The organism is Allobosea sp. P4_H5 (assembly GCF_056400825.1).
The window spans coordinates 529,998-546,326 of record NZ_JBFUKM010000001.1 but is presented as its reverse complement, the minus strand read 5'-3'; the positions used below and the strand labels follow the sequence as shown (position 1 = coordinate 546,326).

The window sequence follows — 16,329 nt, the reverse complement described above, 5'->3', positions numbered from 1 at the left end:
GCATGTATCGTTACGACGAGTTCGACGAACGCTTTGTCCGCGAGCGCGTCGCGCAGTTTCGCGACCAGGTCGGTCGCCGGCTGAACGGCTCGCTGACCGAGGACGAGTTCAAGCCGCTGCGCCTGAAGAACGGCGTCTATCTGCAGCTGCATGCTTATATGCTGCGGATCGCGGTGCCTTACGGCACGCTGTCCTCAAAGCAGATGCGCCAGCTTGCGCTGATCGGCGAGCGCTATGATCGCGGCTACGGCCATTTCACCACGCGCACCAATCTCCAGTTCAACTGGCCGAAGCTGCGCGACATTCCGGATATTCTCGACCTGCTCGCCGATGTCGAGATGCACGCGATCCAGACTTCGGGCAATTGCATCCGCAATGTCACTGCCGACCATTTCGCCGGCGTCGCCCAGGACGAGATCGAGGATCCGCGCCCGACCGCCGAATTGATCCGGCAATGGTCGAGCCTGCATCCCGAGTTCGACTACCTGCCGCGCAAATTCAAGATCGCGGTCACCGGCGCCGAGCACGACCGCGCCGTGATCAAGGCGCATGATATCGGCCTGCGCATCCTGCGCCATCCCGACACGCACGCGATCGGCTACGAGGTCATCGTCGGCGGTGGCCTCGGCCGCACCCCGATGATCGGCAAGGTCGTGCGCGAATTCCTGCCCAAGGCCGACCTGCTCGCCTATCTCGAGGCGGTCATGCGGGTCTATAATCTCGAAGGCCGGCGCGACAACAAGTACAAGGCCAGGGTCAAGATCCTCGTCCACGAGATCGGCACTGAGGAGTTCTCCCGTCGCGTCGAGGAGGAGTTCGCCCGGCTCGACGGCCCCTCGGTCAATGCCGATCCAGCCGAGGTCGCGCGCATCGCCGCCTATTTCGCGCCGCCGGCCTATGAAACGCTTCCGGCGACCAGCGGTGCCTTCGAGGCGGCCAGGGCCGGCAATCCCGATTTCGCCCGCTGGGTCGAGACCAACCTCACGCCGCACCGCCAGCCGGGCTATGCCGCCCTGACGATCTCGCTGAAGCCGATCGGTGCGCCTCCGGGCGATGCCACCAGCGAGCAGATGCGGGTCGTCGCCGATCTGGCGGACGAGTTCTCGCTGTCTGAGATCCGCGTCACCCATGCGCAGAACCTGGTCCTGCCGCATGTTAAGCTGTCGGATCTGTTCGCTGTCTGGCAGCGCCTCGGCGAGGCCGAGCTTGCAACGGCGAATGCCGGGCTGATCACCGACATCATCGCCTGCCCCGGCCTCGATTATTGCGCCTTGGCAACGGCCCGCTCGATCCCGATCGCGCAGGCGCTGGCGCAACGTTTCGCCGATCCCACCCGGCAGAAGGAGATTGGTGTGCTCAACATCAAGATCTCCGGCTGCATCAATGCCTGCGGCCACCACCATGTCGGCCATATCGGCATTCTCGGCCTCGAGAAGCGCGGCATCGAATCCTACCAGATCACGCTCGGCGGCGACGCGACCGAGAACGCCGCGATCGGCGAGATCCTCGGCCCCGGCCTGGCGGCGGAGGACGTGCCGGATGCGATCGAGCGCATCGTCGCGGTCTATCTGGCGCAGCGCCAGGCCGGCGAGAGCTTCATCGACAATGTCCGCCGCATCGGCCTTGCGCCGTTCAAGGCGGCCTTTCAGGAGGTCAGCCATGCCGTTGCTTGATCGTCACGGCGCCAAGGCCGAGATCTGGACGCGCAGCGAAGGCGCGGCGATCGACAATATCTCGCATGCGCTTGTCGACTGGGCGGCGCTTCCGGAGGCTTTGGCGCAGAAGACGCGCGACCAGCGCATCGGTGTCGTCATCCCCAACACCGTGCGCATTCCCGAGCTCAAGCTCCTGATGCGGCAGCTCTCGCTGATCGCGATCAGCTTCCCCTCCTTCGGCGACGGGCGCGGCTTCAGTCTGGCGCGACTGATCCGCAATCACGGTTTCACCGGCACGCTGCGCGCCAGCGGCCCGCTGATCGCCGACCAGTTCGCCTATGCCCTCGCCTGCGGTTTCGACGAGGTCGAACTGCCGGAGGCGAGTGCCGCGCGCCAGCCGGTCGAGCAATGGGTCAACGCGCTCGGCCAGATCAGCCATGGCTACCAGCGCGGCTATGGCGACAGCGGCAACATCCTCGACCGGCGCCGTTCGGCCCGGCTGAAGCATGCCGCGGCGGGCTGAGACGATGCACGGTTCGGCCCAATCCAGCCTGCGACGGCCGGCCGATCGCCACAGCGACGATGAATGGGAGGAAGCCATGCTGACCGACATCGACCGTGCCATCAGCCAGTCCGTTCCCGCTCCGCGCGAGCGCTGGTTCGATCTTTGCTTCCGGCTTATCATCCTGGTGCTTGCCGGTCTGTGGCTGTTCATGCCACCTGCGGGCGACACCCGGACGCAACTCGATGTGAAGGCCGCAGCGACGCAACGATGAGTGCAAGACGCCCGGAGACAACCGCCCCGCGCCGGATCGACCGGCTCGCCACCCTGCCGCTCTTCCACAAGCTGGAAGGGCGCAAGGTCGTGCTCGCGGGCGCGAGCGAGGGCGCGCTCTGGAAGGCTGAACTGCTCGCCGCTGCCGGCTCCGAGCTGCTGATCCTCGCTGGCGATCGGCCGGAGGTCTTCGCTGGCCTCGCTGCCGACCCGCCGGCCGGTTCGGTGACGGTGCTGCCGCGCGCCTGGCAGGCTGATGATCTCGACGGCGCCGCGCTCGCCATCGCCGACATCGAGTCCCTCGACGAAGCCAAGGCCTTTGCCGCTGCCGCACGGCAGAGCGGCGTGCCGGTCAACATCGTCGACAAGCCCGAGTTCTGCGATTTCGCCTTCGGCTCGCTGGTCAACCGCTCGCCGCTCGTGATCGCGATCTCGACCGATGGCGCTGCCCCCGTCTTCGGCCAGGCGATTCGCGCCAAGATCGAGGCGCTTCTGCCTGCGGGCCTCAAGGCCTGGGCGCAGGCGGCGCATGACTGGCGCCCAATGGTCAAGGCACGCGAGCTCGCCTTTCCGCTGCGCCGCGATTTCTGGGAGCGCTTCACCAGCCGTGCCCTCGCCGAGCCGCAGCGCCGGCCTGACGAGAGCGATCGGGACAGCCTCTCCAGCGCGCTCGACGAGATCGAGCGCGGCGGCACGACGAACGGCCGGGTCACGCTGGTCGGCGCAGGGCCGGGCGATCCGGAATTGCTGACGCTGAAGGCGATCCGCGCGCTGCAGAGCGCCGACATCATCCTCTATGACGACCTCGTCTCGGCAGGCGTGCTCGAGCTCGCGCGGCGCGAGGCCAAGCGCATGCTGGTCGGCAAACAGGGCTACGGTCCGGCGGTGAAGCAGGACGACATCAATGCGATGCTGGTCTCGCTCGCCGGCCAGGGCAAGCATGTCGTCCGCCTGAAGGGTGGCGATCCCGGCATCTTCGGCCGCGCCGGCGAGGAGATAGAGGCCTGCCAGCGTGCCGGCATCCCGGTCGCGATCGTGCCGGGCATCTCGGCGGCGCAGGGCGCGGCCGCTTCGCTCGGCCTCTCGCTCACCCATCGCGACCATGCCCGCCGGCTGCAATTCGTCACTGGCCATGCCCGCGACGGCAAGCTGCCGCAGGATCTCGACTGGAAGGCTCTCGCCGACCCCGCCGCGACCACGGTGCTCTATATGGCGCGTGCCACTCTGCCGCTGTTCCGTGAGAAGGCGCTCGCCGCCGGGCTCGATCCGGCGACGCCGGCGATCGCAGTGCTCGGCGCCACCACCCCGGCGGAAACGCGCATCGCCAGCACGATCGCTCAGCTGCCGGAGCGGCTCGGCGAGCTTCCGAGCCGGGGGCCGGTTCTCGTCCTGATCGGCCACGCCATGGGCGCCGCGCTGCCGGCTGCAGCGAGCGGAAATTTGGCGCACGGCTGAAATGAACCAAACCGCCGGAGATGCGTTTTCTCTCTGGCGCGAAAAGTTTGGAAGAGCTCTACTGCCCCCGCTAGTTGAGCGATGACCGCCAATTCAGTACGTTCTGTTTGTTTTTCAGAACAGTTTTTTGAGCCGTTCACGCGGTTTTCTGAACTGTCCGACACGGAGCACTGAGATGACGCGACAGAGACTTCACCGCTTGCTGCAAGCCGGTCTGGCGCTCGGAGCCTTCGCCGTCTGCTTCGGCGTGATCAGCGGTGCGCGCGCGCAGACCGAGCTGCTCAACGTCTCCTACGATCCGACCCGCGAGCTCTATCGCGAGATCAATACGGCCTTCATCGCAGACTGGAACGGCAAGAACGCCAAGAAGATCAGCACGATCCGGCAGTCGCATGGCGGCTCGGGTGCGCAGGCCCGCACCGTGATCGATGGCCTCAATGCCGACGTACTCACGCTGGCGCTCGCCGGCGACATCGACGCCGTCGCCGAGCGCTCGAAGAAGCTGCCGCTCGATTGGCAGAAGCGTCTGCCGCAGAACTCCTCGCCCTACACCTCGACCATCGTCTTCCTCGTCCGCAAGGGCAATCCGAAGGCGATCAAGGACTGGGGCGACCTGGTGAAGCCCGGCGTGCAGATCATCACGCCGAACCCGAAGACCTCGGGCGGCGCGCGCTGGAACTATCTCGCCGCCTGGGCCTATGCGGAGAAAGCCTTCAACAAGGACGAGGCCAAGGTCCGCGACTATATCGGCAAGCTGCTCGGCAATGTCCCGGTGCTCGACACCGGCGCGCGCGGCGCGACCACGACCTTCACCCAGCGCGGGATCGGCGACGTCTTCCTGTCCTGGGAGAACGAGGCCTTCCTGGCGCTGAAGGAGTTCGGCGAGGACAAGTTCGACATCATCGTGCCCTCGCTCTCGATCCTGGCCGAGCCGCCGGTCGCGATCGTCGACGGCAATGTCGACACCAAGGGCACCCGCGCCGAGGCGCAGGCCTATCTCGAATTCCTCTACACGCCGAAGGGCCAGGCGATCATCGCCAAGAACTACTACCGTCCGCGCAATCCGGAAGCTGCCGACCCCAAGGACATCGCCCGCTTCCCGAAGGTCGAGCTCGTCACTATCGACGAGAGCTTCGGCGGCTGGGCCAAGGCGCAGCCCACCCATTTCGGTGACGGCGGCACCTTCGACCAGCTCTACAAGCCGGCGCGCTGAGCCATGACGGCGGCAGTCTTCCGCTGGCGCGAGCCCAGCATCCTGCCAGGCTTCGGCCTGGCGCTGGGCATCACCGTGACGGCGCTGTCGCTGATCGTGCTGATCCCCCTCGCCGCGCTCTTCATCAAGGCGGCGAGCGCCGGTCCGGCCGACATCTGGGCGGTGGCGACCTCGCCACGCACGCTCGCCGCGTTGAAGCTGTCCTTCTTCGGGGCCTTCTTCGCCGCGACGGTGAATGCCGTCTTCGGGCTGATCCTGGCTTGGGTGCTCGTCCGCTATGATTTTCCCGGCAGGCGCCTGATCGACGCTGCGGTGGACCTGCCCTTCGCCCTGCCGACGGCCGTCGCCGGTATCGCGCTCGCCGCGATCTACGCGCCCAATGGCTGGGTCGGCAGCTTGCTTGCCCCCTACAACATCAAGGTCGCCTATACGCCGCTCGGCGTGATGGTGGCGCTGATCTTCATCGGCCTGCCCTTCGTCGTGCGCACGATCCAGCCGGTGCTGGAGGAACTGCCTGCCGATATCGAGGAAGCGGCGGCGCTGCTTGGGGCCAGCCGCTGGCGCACTGTCTTCACTGTGCTGCTGCCGCCGGTGCTGCCGGCACTGCTGACCGGCTTCGTCCTCGCCTTCGCGCGCGCCGTCGGCGAATACGGCTCGGTGATCTTCATCGCTGGCAATGTGCCGATGGTCTCCGAGATCGCGCCATTGCTGATCGTGATCCGGCTGGAGCAGTTCGATTATGCCGGGGCGGCCGTGGTCGCGACGATCATGCTCCTGCTCTCCTTCTCGCTGATCCTGCTGGTCAACCTGATCCAGGCTCGCGCCCGCCGGAGGTTCGGCGATGTCTGACTCCAGCCTGCCCTATCAGATCGAGGACCTCGCGCCCGCCCGCGCCGCGCGGCGCGTCAAGGGCGAATCCCGCATCGTCCAGGTCATGCTGGTCGCGGTTTCGCTCATCTTCCTTTGCCTCTTCCTGTTCCTGCCGCTGATCTCGGTCTTCGTCGAGGCCGGGGCGCGTGGCTGGCACGCCTATCGCGAGGCGATCCTCGAGCCCGACGCGTTGGCGGCAATCCGGTTGACCCTGCTCGTCGCCGCGATCGCGGTGCCGTTCAACGTGATCATCGGACTGGCGGCCGCCTGGGCGATCGCCAAGTTCGAGTTCCGCGGAAAGAGCTTGCTGATCAGCTTCATCGACCTGCCCTTCTCGGTCTCGCCGGTGATCTCTGGCCTGGTCTTCGTGCTGCTCTTCGGCGCACAGGGCTATTTCGGTCCCTGGCTTGCAGCCAACGACCTGAAGATCATCTTCGCCGTGCCGGGAATCCTGCTGGCGACGATCTTCGTCACCTTCCCTTTCGTCGCGCGCGAACTGATCCCGCACATGCAGTCGCTCGGCTCGGCCGACGAGGAGACGGCGCTGACCTTGGGCGCCTCGCCCTGGCGTACCTTCTTCACGGTGACGCTGCCGAACGTGAAATGGAGCCTGTTCTACGGCGTGCTGCTCTGTAATGCCCGCGCCATGGGCGAGTTCGGCGCCGTCGCCGTCGTCTCCGGCAAGATCCGTGGCGTGACCACGACCATGCCGCTGCATGTCGAGATCCTTTACAACGAGTACATGGGCGCCGCCGCCTTCGCCGTCGCCTCGCTGCTGGCGGGCCTCGCCCTTGTCACGCTCGTCCTGAAAACCGTCCTGGAATGGCATTTCGCCGACGCGATCGCCGCCAGCCGTCGTCACTGAGTGGAAGAGCCCATGTCGGTCGCAGTCACCATCGAAAGCGTCGAGAAGCGCTTCCAGAACTTCCCCGCTCTGCGCGGCGTTTCGCTCGACATCCAGCCGGGCGAACTCGTCGCGCTGCTCGGCCCGTCCGGCTCGGGCAAGACGACGCTGCTGCGCGTCATCGCCGCGCTGGAGCAGGCCGAGCGCGGCCGCGTGCTCTTCGGCGAGACCGACACCCGCGAGCTCTCGCTGCGCGAGCGCCGGATCGGCTTCGTCTTCCAGCACTACGCGCTGTTCAAGACGATGAGCGTCGCCGAGAACATCGCCTTCGGGCTGAAGTCACGCCCGCGCGCCGAGCGGCCGAGTCCGACCGAGATCAAGAAGCGCGTCTCCGATCTTCTGGAGCTCATCCAGCTGCCCGGCCTCGAGCAGCGCTATCCGAGCCAGCTCTCCGGCGGTCAGCGCCAGCGCATCGCGCTCGCCCGGGCGCTTGCGATCGAGCCGCGCGTCCTCTTGCTCGACGAGCCCTTCGGCGCGCTCGACGCCAAGGTTCGCAAGGACCTGCGCGCCTGGTTGCGCCAGCTCCACCAGCGCACCGGTCACACCACCGTCTTCGTCACGCACGATCAGGAGGAGGCGCTGGAGCTCGCCGACCGGGTTGCGATCCTGCTTGACGGCCGGCTCGAGCAGGTCGGCTCGCCCGACGATGTCTACGACCATCCGGCGACGCCCTTCGTCTGCCAGTTCCTCGGCGACGCCAACCACCTGCCGGTCAAGGTCGTCGGCAGTCAGGCCTTCTTCCAGGACCGGCCAGTGCTCGGAGGCCTGCGGCAGAACCAGGGCGGGCCGGCCTCGCTCTTCGTCCGGCCGCAGCATCTGCGCATCGTCGATGATGCGCCGCTCGCCCTCCCTGGCGTGGTCGAGCATCTGCGCCGCAACGGGCCGTTGCGCCGTGCCGAGGTCGCCGTCGAAGGGCTGCCGAAACGGCTCGACGTCGATCTCGCCAGCCAGGTCGCGCCGGCGATCGGCGAGCGCATCCGGCTGCGCATCACGCATGGCAATCTCTTCGCCGCGGCTTAGCGCGCATTCCGCTCAGCCGTCCCGGCCGAGCGATCAGAATTCGCGACAGATCTGTATGTTGGTGCATGTTCTGATCGCAAAGGTGGTTTCGACTTTTGCGGAACATGCGACGAAGCCACCCTCGCCTTTCGCGTGCCGAGCGGGTTATGCCTGTCGCCTGACGCGTTCTGACGACAGGAGACGGCCATGAAGGCACGAGCGAAATGGGTCGAGGGCATGGCCTTCCTGGGCGAAGCCGGCAGCGGCCATGCAGTGGTCATGGACGGTGCGCCTGAGTATGGCGGCCGCAATATCGGCATCCGGCCGATGGAGATGCTGCTGATCGGGCTCGCCGGCTGCACCGGCTTCGACGTTGTGCAGATCCTGAAGAAGGGCCGTGAGGCCGTGACCGGCTGCGAGGTCGAGGTCGAGGCCGAGCGCGCGACCGAGGACCCCAAGGTCTTCACCAAGATCAACATCGCCTATCGCGTCAGTGGTCGTGGCCTGTTGCGAGCCAAGGCCGAACGCGCCGTCACATTGTCGAAGGAAAAGTACTGTTCCGCTTCGATCATGCTGGGGGCGACCGCCGAGATGAGCACTTCGCTGGTGGTCATCGACGAACTGCAACAGGAGGCCGCTGAATGACGGATATCCCGATCTCGGGGCTGGTATCCCCCGAAGTCCTGGCCGGAGCGCTGGGCTCGCCCGATCTCGTCATCATCGACATTCGCGCCGCTGCCGAGGGCGGGCGCCAGGCCTTCGAGGCCGGCCATATCCCCGGTGCCGTGCACAGCGACTACGCCGCCGATGGCTGGCGCGCCAAGGTCGGCAATGCGCCCGGCATGCTGCCGCCGCTCGACCATCTCGCCGAGCTGGCGGGCCGGCTCGGCGTGACGCCGCCGACCAAGGTCGTGATCGTCCCGGCAGGCCTCACCGCCAGCGACCTTGCGGCCGCGACGCGCGTCTACTGGACGCTGAAGCTGATCGGCCACGGCCAGCAGGCGATCCTGGATGGTGGTTTCAAGGGCTGGCAGACCTCGCTCGGCCTGCCAATCGAGACCGGGTCGTCCAAGCCGGCCTCCGCCTCGCCCTACCCGGTCGTGGTGCAGCAGAAGCTGCGCAGCACCGCCGACGCCACGCTCGTCGCCTCGCGCAGCAAGCTGGCGACGCTCGTCGACGCCCGCTCGGCCAGCTATTTCGAGGGCAAGGAAAAGGCCGCCGAGGCCACCCGCGCCGGGCACATTCCCGGCGCCGTCTCGCGCGACTACGCGGCGGCCTTCGATCCGTCGACCGGGCGGTTCAAGCCTGCCGGAGAGCTCAGCACGCTGTTCGGCTCGGTGCCGAACGGCCCGGCGATCTCCTATTGCAACACCGGCCACACTGCGTCGCTGAACTGGTTCGTGATGTCGGAGTTGCTCGAGCGCGAGGAGGTCTCGCTCTACGATGGCTCGATGACCGACTGGACGCAGGACCCGGAGCGGCCAGTCGAGGCTGGAGGCGCCCGAGCGGCAGCTCCAGCTCTCCGGTAGGAAACTCGCTTATCGGCTGGTCGAGACCGCGCGGTTGCCCTGGCGGTCGACATGGACGCCGACGCGGGTGCCGTCGGCCTGGGTGGTCCAGGTCGAGGTGATACCGGTCTGCGGATTATAGGTGGTGCGGCTGGGGGCGCCTAGTTGGTTTGCGCGCTGCCCGGCCGGACGGAAGCCGGTGCGAATCATGCCATCCGGCGTGATCGTGGTGACGAAGCGGTCGCCGCTGGCGAGGCCGATCGAGCGGATGCGCGTGCCATCGGGCAACACGGTCTCGGCCGAGGCGACGCCGACCTGATGCTGCATGGCGCCACCGCCGGCGCGGGGGCCCGCGGCGCGACCCGCCCGGCCGCCGTGACCATAGCTGCGCGCAGTCTGCCCGAGCTGGGGCTGGTTGTGGAACACGGCCCAGCGGTCATCGCCGCCACCGCCCCCACCACCACCTCCGCCGCCCTCGCCAGCAACGGCGGAAGCCAACGGTGCGGACAGGCAGCACGCGACCAACACCAGGTGCGAGGTACGAGAGAAAAACGTAGCCATAGCCAGTCTCCTCAAAGGGGTTGGCGCGGCGACTTATGCCGTTGCGCCTGGGCGTTAGGCTTCTTCCGGCGGGGCCTGCTCGGCCGGACTCCCGGTGAACATTCTTGAGCTTGTTTCTGTTTCCGTCCCTTTCGCACAGCGCTCCCAAAGGTTGTTGCGCAGCGCTGCCAGATGCGTCGGCCGAGGCAACTGCCGCGCCGAGTTGCGGGAGCTGCACGGGTCTTGTCGAGGGAAGCGCCGAGGAACAGCATCGTCGCGATCTGAAGGCGCGCTGACGCTTGGGAGGGGCAAGTTCCAGAGGAAGCAGGCACGCCATTTCCCGGCCCGGCTGCACCTGTTCGTCTCGGCCCCTCGGGACCAGCACTATGCCAGTCTCAGCGGCGATGGCGGCCGCCGCGAAATCCGATAGACCGCTGCCGGTGGCAGGTTGCGCAAGGTCGAGCCGATCCGCGTCGCCTTCAGGCCGAGGCGCGTAAGGATCGCCTCGGGTATCGGGCAGCGCGTCGTATAGGTGAACTGGTAGAACGAGCCGCCCGGCCGCATATAGCCGAACGCCCCCCTCAGGATGGCGATGACCTTGCGCGGTGACATCGACAGCACCGGCATGCCGCTGATCACCGCGCCGACAACCGGGCCAGCGAACAGGTTGGCCTCGCGCAGGCAGGCCGCATCCATCCAGCGCACCCTTGCCGCGGGAAAACGCATTTCGAGCAGCCGCGCGAAATCCGAACCGAATTCGACCAGGGTGAGGTCGTTCTCGGCGATACCGCGCGCGATCAGGGCGCGCGTGAAGGAACCAGTGCCAGCCCCGAGCTCAAGCACCGGCCCCGTCGCCGGTGTGATCTCCCGCGTGATCAGCTCGGCCAGAGCGGTGCTCGATGGCGCGACGGCCGCGACGCGTAGCGGCGCCTCCAGCCAGGCGCGAAAGAAGGACCAGGCGTCGGAGCGTATCCGGCTTGTGGCGTCGCTCGGCGTCGGATTGGCGGCATTGGACAGGGATCTGGGCGGCATTGCAGGCAATCTCGCAAGCGGATGACAGGCCTGCCGATATCACGCGGCTGCATTGAGCCTGCCTGTCATGATCGGCGGCGCCGACAGGAGACGTGCGGCCGAACCGACTTCCCGCGTTTTGCAATGCAGACGCAATCAACCTGTTCCAAGCCGCTTGCGAACGATGGGAGGAAGCGGCTTGCGCATCTTGTTGGTGGAGGACGAGCCGGCGATGGCGCAGGCCTTGCGCGACGCCCTGACCCGCCAGGACATGGTGGTCGACCACCTGCCGACCCGGGCCGAGGCAGAGGCGGCGTTGCGCGAAGGCCGGGGCGCCTATGATGCCGTGCTGCTCGATCGCCAATTGCCGGATGGAGACGGCCTCGCTTTGGTCAGCACGCTGCGGGCTGCCGGCGACACCGTGCCCGTGCTGGTGCTGACGGCGCGCGGCGATCTCGGCGAACGGATTCTCGGCCTCGATGGCGGCGCCGACGATTATCTTGGAAAGCCCTTTGCGTTCGAGGAATTGCTGGCGCGGCTGCGCGCCATCCTGCGTCGTCCGCCACAATTGCGGCCCGACATTGTTCGGATCGGGCACCTCTCCTTCGACTTCATGCATCGGGAGGCTCGCATTGGCGGAGTGATGCTGGTGATGCCGCGGCGCGAGCTGCTCGTCCTCGAAGCACTCGCCCGCCGGACCGGGCGCATGGTGGTGCGCGGCTTTCTGATGGAGGCGGTGTTCGGCCTGGACGACGACATCCAGTCGAACGCGCTCGACACGCATGTCTCCCGCTTGCGCCGAAAGCTGGCCGAAGCCTCGTCGGGAGCTGTGATCGACGGCATCCGGGGCGTGGGCTACCTGCTGCGTGAAGCCGCCTGACGATGGCTGGTTCCCATTCGCTCGAACGCCGGCTGGTCCTGCGCCTGATGGGGTTCCAGGCGATCGTCGTCGTCCTGATCGTCGCAGGTCTGTTCGCCAGCGGCGTGCTGATGAGCTTCAGGTCGGAAGAGAATACGATCGAGACGTTGCGTGGGGCCGTGACCCGCGGTCCCGGCGACCAGCTGGCGCTGCGCCCGACGCGCGAGCTCTTGCGGATGCGGACGCAGGCTCCCGATCTCTGGTTCGTCATCCGGGACCGCGCCGGGCAGCAGCTGTCGGAAGGGACGGTTCCGGCCGAATATGGCGCCCTCGGCAGCGCGCTCGATCAGGTCGGCCAGGCCCGGCTGGGCTGGAACATCGGCGACCCGCCCCGGCCGACGGCGCGCGTCAGATGGGTTCAGAGCGCAGTCGGCGAGATCCAGATCGTCACCGGCACCGAGACTCCGATCTCGACCTACCTGATGGTCCTAGGCATCGCCCTGGTACTGCTGAAGGAGGTCCTGCCGGTCCTTGCCGTCATGGCCGCCGCAGCGCTGCTGGTGACGCCCTGGGTGGTGAGAAGCGCCCTCGCCGGCCTCGGCCAGGCAGTGGCGCAAGCGCAGCGCATCGAGGTCGAACAGCGCGGGGTTCGCCTGCCGCTGAACAATGTGCCGGTCGAGGTCGTGCCGCTGGTCTCGGCGGTGAACGCGGCGCTGGCACGGCTCGACAAGGGGCATGAGCGCCACAAGCGCTTCCTGGCGGCCGCGGCCCATGAGCTGCGCACGCCCGTCGCGATCCTGCAGACCCGGCTGGCATCGCTTCCCCCCGGTCCCGACAAGACGCGCCTGCTGCAGGATGTCACCCGTCTCGCGACGGTGACGGAGCAATTGCTCGATCTAGAAAGGCTCGATCAGCAGGCTGCCTCGTTCACACGGCTCGATCTCGCCGAGCTCGCGCAGCGGGTGGTGGTCGACCTTGCTCCGCTTGCCTTCCTCGCCGGCTATCAGATGGAATTCGCAGCGGCGAGCGAAAGGGTCCCGGTGTGGGGCGACGCCCCGGCGATCGAGCGCGCCCTGACCAATCTTGTCCAGAATGCGATCGAGCATGGCGGCCGCACGGGAACCATCGCAATCCGGGTCGATGCCGCGACGATCGAGGTCAACGACGAGGGCGGCGGCATTCCATCGGAGCAGCGCGAGCATATCTTCGAGCCGTTCAGCCGCCTGCGCTCACAGAGCCGCGGGCTTGGCCTCGGTCTCAACCTCGTCCGCGAGATCATGCATCGTCACGGCGGCGAGGTGATCGCGCTCGATGCCGCCTCGGGCGGCGCCTGCCTGCGGATGACCTTCCCCAGGCAGGCTCCAGCTGGCTGAGGACGAGGCTATTTCCAGGAGCGACGGTCCTGCCCCTCCTCCCGCCAGCGCCAGGCGCGCAGCTCCGCATAGCAATCGCGCGGCCTGCCATGGCTGTAGCGCCCGTCGGTGCAGGGATCGTAGGCCGGCAGGCCCTGACGCAGGCGCCGCAGTTCCGCTTCGCAGTCGATCGGCCGTCCAGAGCTGAAGCGCCCGTCACGGCAAGGCGAATAGGGCCGTTCCCCGCCTTGGGCCGAGGCGAGCGAGTTCCAGAGGGCGAACATGGTGATGCCCATGCCCGAAATGGTGCGAATCCTGCGCATTGCGGTCTCCAGTCACAGAGGCCCTGCCTCTCAGGGCTATGACTGTTCCCGCCGAGGATTGAGGGAGCCTTGCGCCGTTGGGTGGGTGGTGCCGCAAGCGAGGCGAGTTGCAAAATCGACCAAAAAGGATCAAAGGAGGCGCCAACGCGCCGGCCTCGCCGCGCCCTTCCCTTGCTCCGTTTTCAGAGTCCCGCCGCCGATGAACGCCGTCGCGCCGAAAATCTCGTTCGTCTCCCTCGGGTGCCCGAAGGCGCTCGTCGACTCCGAACGCATCATCACCTCGCTGCGCTCCGAGGGCTATGAGCTCAGCAAGAGCCATGCGGGCGCCGACGTCGTCATCGTCAACACCTGCGGCTTCCTCGACAGCGCCAAGCAGGAATCGCTCGAGGCGATCGGCTCGGCCATGGCCGAGAACGGCAAGGTCATCGTCACCGGCTGCATGGGCGCCGAGCCCGAGCAGATCCGCGACGCCTTCCCGAACCTGCTCGCGATCACCGGCCCGCAGGCCTATGAGAGCGTCGTCTCGGCGGTGCACCAGGCCGTGCCGCCCAAGCACGACCCCTTCCTCGACCTGGTCCCGGACCAGGGCATCAAGCTGACACCGCGGCATTACGCGTACCTAAAGATTTCAGAAGGTTGCAACAATCGCTGCAGCTTCTGCATCATCCCGAAATTGCGCGGCGACCTGGTCTCGCGGCCGATCGGCGATGTGCTGCGCGAGGCCGAGAAGCTGGTCAAGGCCGGCGTTAAGGAACTGCTGGTGATCTCGCAGGACACCAGCGCCTATGGGCTCGACATCAAGTATGCGCCGTCGATCTGGAAGGATCGCGAGGTTCGCACCCGCTTCTTCGAGCTGGCGCGCGAGCTCGGCCAGATGGGCGTCTGGGTGCGGATGCACTATGTCTACCCCTACCCGCATGTCGACGAGGTCATCCCGCTGATGGCGGAGGGCAACGTGCTGCCCTATCTCGACATCCCGTTCCAGCATGCCTCGCCTTCCGTGCTGAAGGCGATGCGCCGGCCGGCCCATCACGAGAAGACGCTGGAGCGGATCAGGAAGTGGCGCGAGATCTGCCCCGACCTCGCCATCCGCTCGACCTTCATCGTCGGCTTCCCCGGCGAGACCGAGGACGACGTCGACTTCCTGCTCGACTGGCTGAAGGAAGCGAAGCTGGAGCGGGTCGGCTGCTTCAAATATGAGCCGGTCAAGGGCGCGACCGCCAATGATCTCGGCTTGCCGCTGGTCGCGGAGGACGAGAAGGAGGCGCGCTGGCATCGCTTCATGAAGACGCAGGCCGAGGTCTCGGCCCGCATCGTCAAGGGCCGCGTCGGCAAGCGCATCCCGGTGATCATCGACGAAGCCGGCCCGACCGTCGCCAAGGGCCGCTCGAAATGGGATGCGCCGGAGATCGACGGCAACGTCTATGTCTCGAGCCGCCGACCGCTTCGGCCCGGCGATATCGTCACGGTCAAGATCGAGCGTGCCGACGCCTACGATCTGCACGGCATGGCGGTCTGATCAGGCAAGCTCGGCCGGCACAGGCCGCGGCATCCGGCGCAACTGGGTGACCCGGCCGGTGCGGGGCCTGGACGACTTCTCGAAGACGACCTGGGCATCGCTGACCTGCGTGGCGAGCTGGAGCGTCGGACGGGCGGAGAGCTGCGCCTGGAGCGCCATCGCGATGATGGCGAAGGAGAGGATGAAACCGACGCGGCGAAGAAACGGGGACATGACGTAAGGACCAAAGTTCTTGTTCTTGGCCCTGCTTTGCCGGCTCCAGGTGCGCTTTCGCTTTTGGGTTTCGAGGCTTTCGTTTTTTTCTTCTGAAACGGAAACGGCGCCCTTGAAGGCGGCCGTCTGCTGTTCGTCAGGACCGGTGAGAGTTACGGGATGATCACGGTCGAGCCGGTGGTGCCGCGTCCTTCCAGCGCGCGATGCGCCTCGGCGGCGTCCTTCAACGCGAAGCGGGCGTTGATCGCGACGGCGACCTTGCCGGAGCCGACTGCCTCGAACAGGTTCTTCGCCATTGCGACCAGCGTCTCGCGGTTGGCCGTGTGCGTGTTCATCGTCGGGCGGGTGACGTAGAGGGAGCCCTTTGCCGAGAGGATGCCGAGATTGAAGGCCTCGACCGCGCCCGAGGCGTTGCCGAAGCTCGCCAGCAGGCCGAACGGCCGCAGCGAGTCGAGCGAGCCCATGAAAGTGTCCTTGCCGACGCCGTCATAGACGACGTTGCAGAGCTTGCCGCCGGTGATCTCCTTGACCCGCGCCGGAACGTCCTCGTCGCGGTAGAGGATGACATGGTCGGCCTTGTTCGCCTTGGCGAGCTCGGCCTTCTCCTTGCTGCCGACAGTGCCGATCACGGTCGCGCCCAGCGCCTTGCCCCATTGGCAGAGGATCGAGCCGGTGCCGCCCGCCGCGGCATGGACCAGGATCGTGTCGCCCGTCTTCACCGGATAGGTGCGGTGGAGAAGGTATTCGGCGGTCAGCCCCTTCAGCAGCATGCTCGCCGCGGCCTCATAGGAGACGTTGTCGGGCAGCGCGACCACGGCTGAAGCCGGAACGATGCGCTCCTCGGCATAGGCGCCATGGGCGGCGACGACGGCGATACGGTCGCCCGGCTTGAATTCCGTGACGCCGGGGCCGACCGCGAGTACGTCGCCGGCCGATTCGTTGCCGAGCGTGAACGGCAGCGGCGCGGGGTAGAGGCCGGTGCGGAAATAGGTGTCGATGAAGTTGAGGCCGATGGCGCGGTTGCGGATCAGGATCTCGCCCGCCCCCGGCGCCGGCAGGCTGACCTCCTCGAGCTGCAGAACCTCGGGGCCACCGGTCTTGTGTACGCGGATTGCTTTCGCCATGGCGATCTC

General features: G+C 67.0%; 18 protein-coding genes. 13 read left to right on the top strand and 5 right to left on the bottom strand.

What is annotated here, in order from left to right:
- Positions 1 to 2: 2 nt before the first annotated feature.
- The 10 genes from AC1DS0_RS02620 to AC1DS0_RS02575 all read left to right on the top strand — a co-directional run bounded on the left by AC1DS0_RS02620 (position 3) and on the right by AC1DS0_RS02575 (position 9,400).
- The gene (locus tag AC1DS0_RS02620; RefSeq protein WP_476812821.1) at positions 3 to 1,673 is read left to right on the top strand and encodes a nitrite/sulfite reductase; all 1,671 of its coding nucleotides are present in this window, start codon (positions 3 to 5) and stop codon (positions 1,671 to 1,673) included.
- Complete coding sequence (locus tag AC1DS0_RS02615; RefSeq protein ID WP_476812820.1) at positions 1,660 to 2,178, top strand: DUF934 domain-containing protein; 519 nt, start codon at positions 1,660 to 1,662, stop codon at positions 2,176 to 2,178. The genes AC1DS0_RS02620 and AC1DS0_RS02615 overlap by 14 nt, the downstream gene beginning before the upstream one ends.
- Before the next feature lie 76 nt (positions 2,179 to 2,254).
- On the top strand, positions 2,255 to 2,431 hold the full coding sequence (locus tag AC1DS0_RS02610; protein WP_476812819.1) for a hypothetical protein: 177 nt from the start codon (positions 2,255 to 2,257) through the stop codon (positions 2,429 to 2,431).
- Complete coding sequence (cysG, locus tag AC1DS0_RS02605; RefSeq protein WP_476812818.1) at positions 2,428 to 3,885, top strand: siroheme synthase CysG; 1,458 nt, start codon at positions 2,428 to 2,430, stop codon at positions 3,883 to 3,885. The genes AC1DS0_RS02610 and cysG overlap by 4 nt, the downstream gene beginning before the upstream one ends.
- Before the next feature lie 175 nt (positions 3,886 to 4,060).
- Entirely contained in the window at positions 4,061 to 5,098 is a 1,038-nt protein-coding gene (locus AC1DS0_RS02600) for a sulfate ABC transporter substrate-binding protein (RefSeq protein ID WP_476812817.1), read from the top strand.
- A 3-nt stretch (positions 5,099 to 5,101) separates the two neighbouring features.
- Positions 5,102 to 5,947, top strand: coding sequence for a sulfate ABC transporter permease subunit CysT (cysT, locus tag AC1DS0_RS02595; protein ID WP_476812816.1), 846 nt, complete (start codon positions 5,102 to 5,104; stop codon positions 5,945 to 5,947).
- Positions 5,940 to 6,833 (top strand): sulfate ABC transporter permease subunit CysW, encoded by an 894-nt coding sequence (gene cysW / locus AC1DS0_RS02590; protein WP_476812815.1) that lies wholly within the window; start codon positions 5,940 to 5,942, stop codon positions 6,831 to 6,833. Before cysT ends, cysW begins: the two co-directional genes overlap by 8 nt.
- Before the next feature lie 12 nt (positions 6,834 to 6,845).
- Entirely contained in the window at positions 6,846 to 7,892 is a 1,047-nt protein-coding gene (locus AC1DS0_RS02585; RefSeq protein WP_476812814.1) for a sulfate/molybdate ABC transporter ATP-binding protein, read from the top strand.
- Positions 7,893 to 8,078: 186 nt separating this feature from the next.
- On the top strand, positions 8,079 to 8,516 hold the full coding sequence (locus tag AC1DS0_RS02580; protein ID WP_476812813.1) for an OsmC family protein: 438 nt from the start codon (positions 8,079 to 8,081) through the stop codon (positions 8,514 to 8,516).
- The gene (locus AC1DS0_RS02575) at positions 8,513 to 9,400 is read left to right on the top strand and encodes a sulfurtransferase (RefSeq protein WP_476812812.1); all 888 of its coding nucleotides are present in this window, start codon (positions 8,513 to 8,515) and stop codon (positions 9,398 to 9,400) included. The genes AC1DS0_RS02580 and AC1DS0_RS02575 overlap by 4 nt, the downstream gene beginning before the upstream one ends.
- A gap of 9 nt (positions 9,401 to 9,409) precedes the next feature.
- Here the strand turns inward: AC1DS0_RS02575 and AC1DS0_RS02570 are convergent, their stop codons facing one another.
- Positions 9,410 to 9,940: a hypothetical protein gene (locus AC1DS0_RS02570; RefSeq protein WP_476812811.1), complete on the bottom strand. Its 531-nt coding sequence runs from the start codon at positions 9,938 to 9,940 to the stop codon at positions 9,410 to 9,412.
- Positions 9,941 to 10,303: 363 nt separating this feature from the next.
- Positions 10,304 to 10,951 carry a class I SAM-dependent methyltransferase gene (locus AC1DS0_RS02565; RefSeq protein WP_476812810.1) on the bottom strand — a complete coding sequence of 216 codons (648 nt, stop codon included), beginning with the start codon at positions 10,949 to 10,951 and terminating at the stop codon, positions 10,304 to 10,306.
- 178 nt (positions 10,952 to 11,129) lie between these two features.
- On the opposite strand from AC1DS0_RS02565, the gene AC1DS0_RS02560 reads away from it, so the two are divergent.
- A complete protein-coding gene (locus AC1DS0_RS02560; protein ID WP_476813078.1) occupies positions 11,130 to 11,810 on the top strand; it encodes a response regulator transcription factor in 681 nt (226 codons plus the stop codon).
- A gap of 2 nt (positions 11,811 to 11,812) precedes the next feature.
- On the top strand, positions 11,813 to 13,162 hold the full coding sequence (locus tag AC1DS0_RS02555) for a sensor histidine kinase (protein ID WP_476812809.1): 1,350 nt from the start codon (positions 11,813 to 11,815) through the stop codon (positions 13,160 to 13,162).
- Between the two features lie 8 nt (positions 13,163 to 13,170).
- On the opposite strand, the gene AC1DS0_RS02550 is transcribed toward AC1DS0_RS02555, so the two are convergent.
- Complete coding sequence (locus AC1DS0_RS02550) at positions 13,171 to 13,464, bottom strand: hypothetical protein (RefSeq protein WP_476812808.1); 294 nt, start codon at positions 13,462 to 13,464, stop codon at positions 13,171 to 13,173.
- Positions 13,465 to 13,663: 199 nt separating this feature from the next.
- Between AC1DS0_RS02550 and rimO the strand changes: the two genes are divergently transcribed.
- The gene (gene rimO / locus AC1DS0_RS02545) at positions 13,664 to 14,983 is read left to right on the top strand and encodes a 30S ribosomal protein S12 methylthiotransferase RimO (protein WP_476812807.1); all 1,320 of its coding nucleotides are present in this window, start codon (positions 13,664 to 13,666) and stop codon (positions 14,981 to 14,983) included.
- Here the strand turns inward: rimO and AC1DS0_RS02540 are convergent, their stop codons facing one another.
- Both AC1DS0_RS02540 and AC1DS0_RS02535 read right to left on the bottom strand, forming a co-directional pair.
- A complete protein-coding gene (locus AC1DS0_RS02540; protein ID WP_476812806.1) occupies positions 14,984 to 15,196 on the bottom strand; it encodes a hypothetical protein in 213 nt (70 codons plus the stop codon).
- Between the two features lie 152 nt (positions 15,197 to 15,348).
- A complete protein-coding gene (locus AC1DS0_RS02535; protein ID WP_476812805.1) occupies positions 15,349 to 16,320 on the bottom strand; it encodes a quinone oxidoreductase family protein in 972 nt (323 codons plus the stop codon).
- Between the last annotated feature and the right edge of the window lie 9 nt (positions 16,321 to 16,329).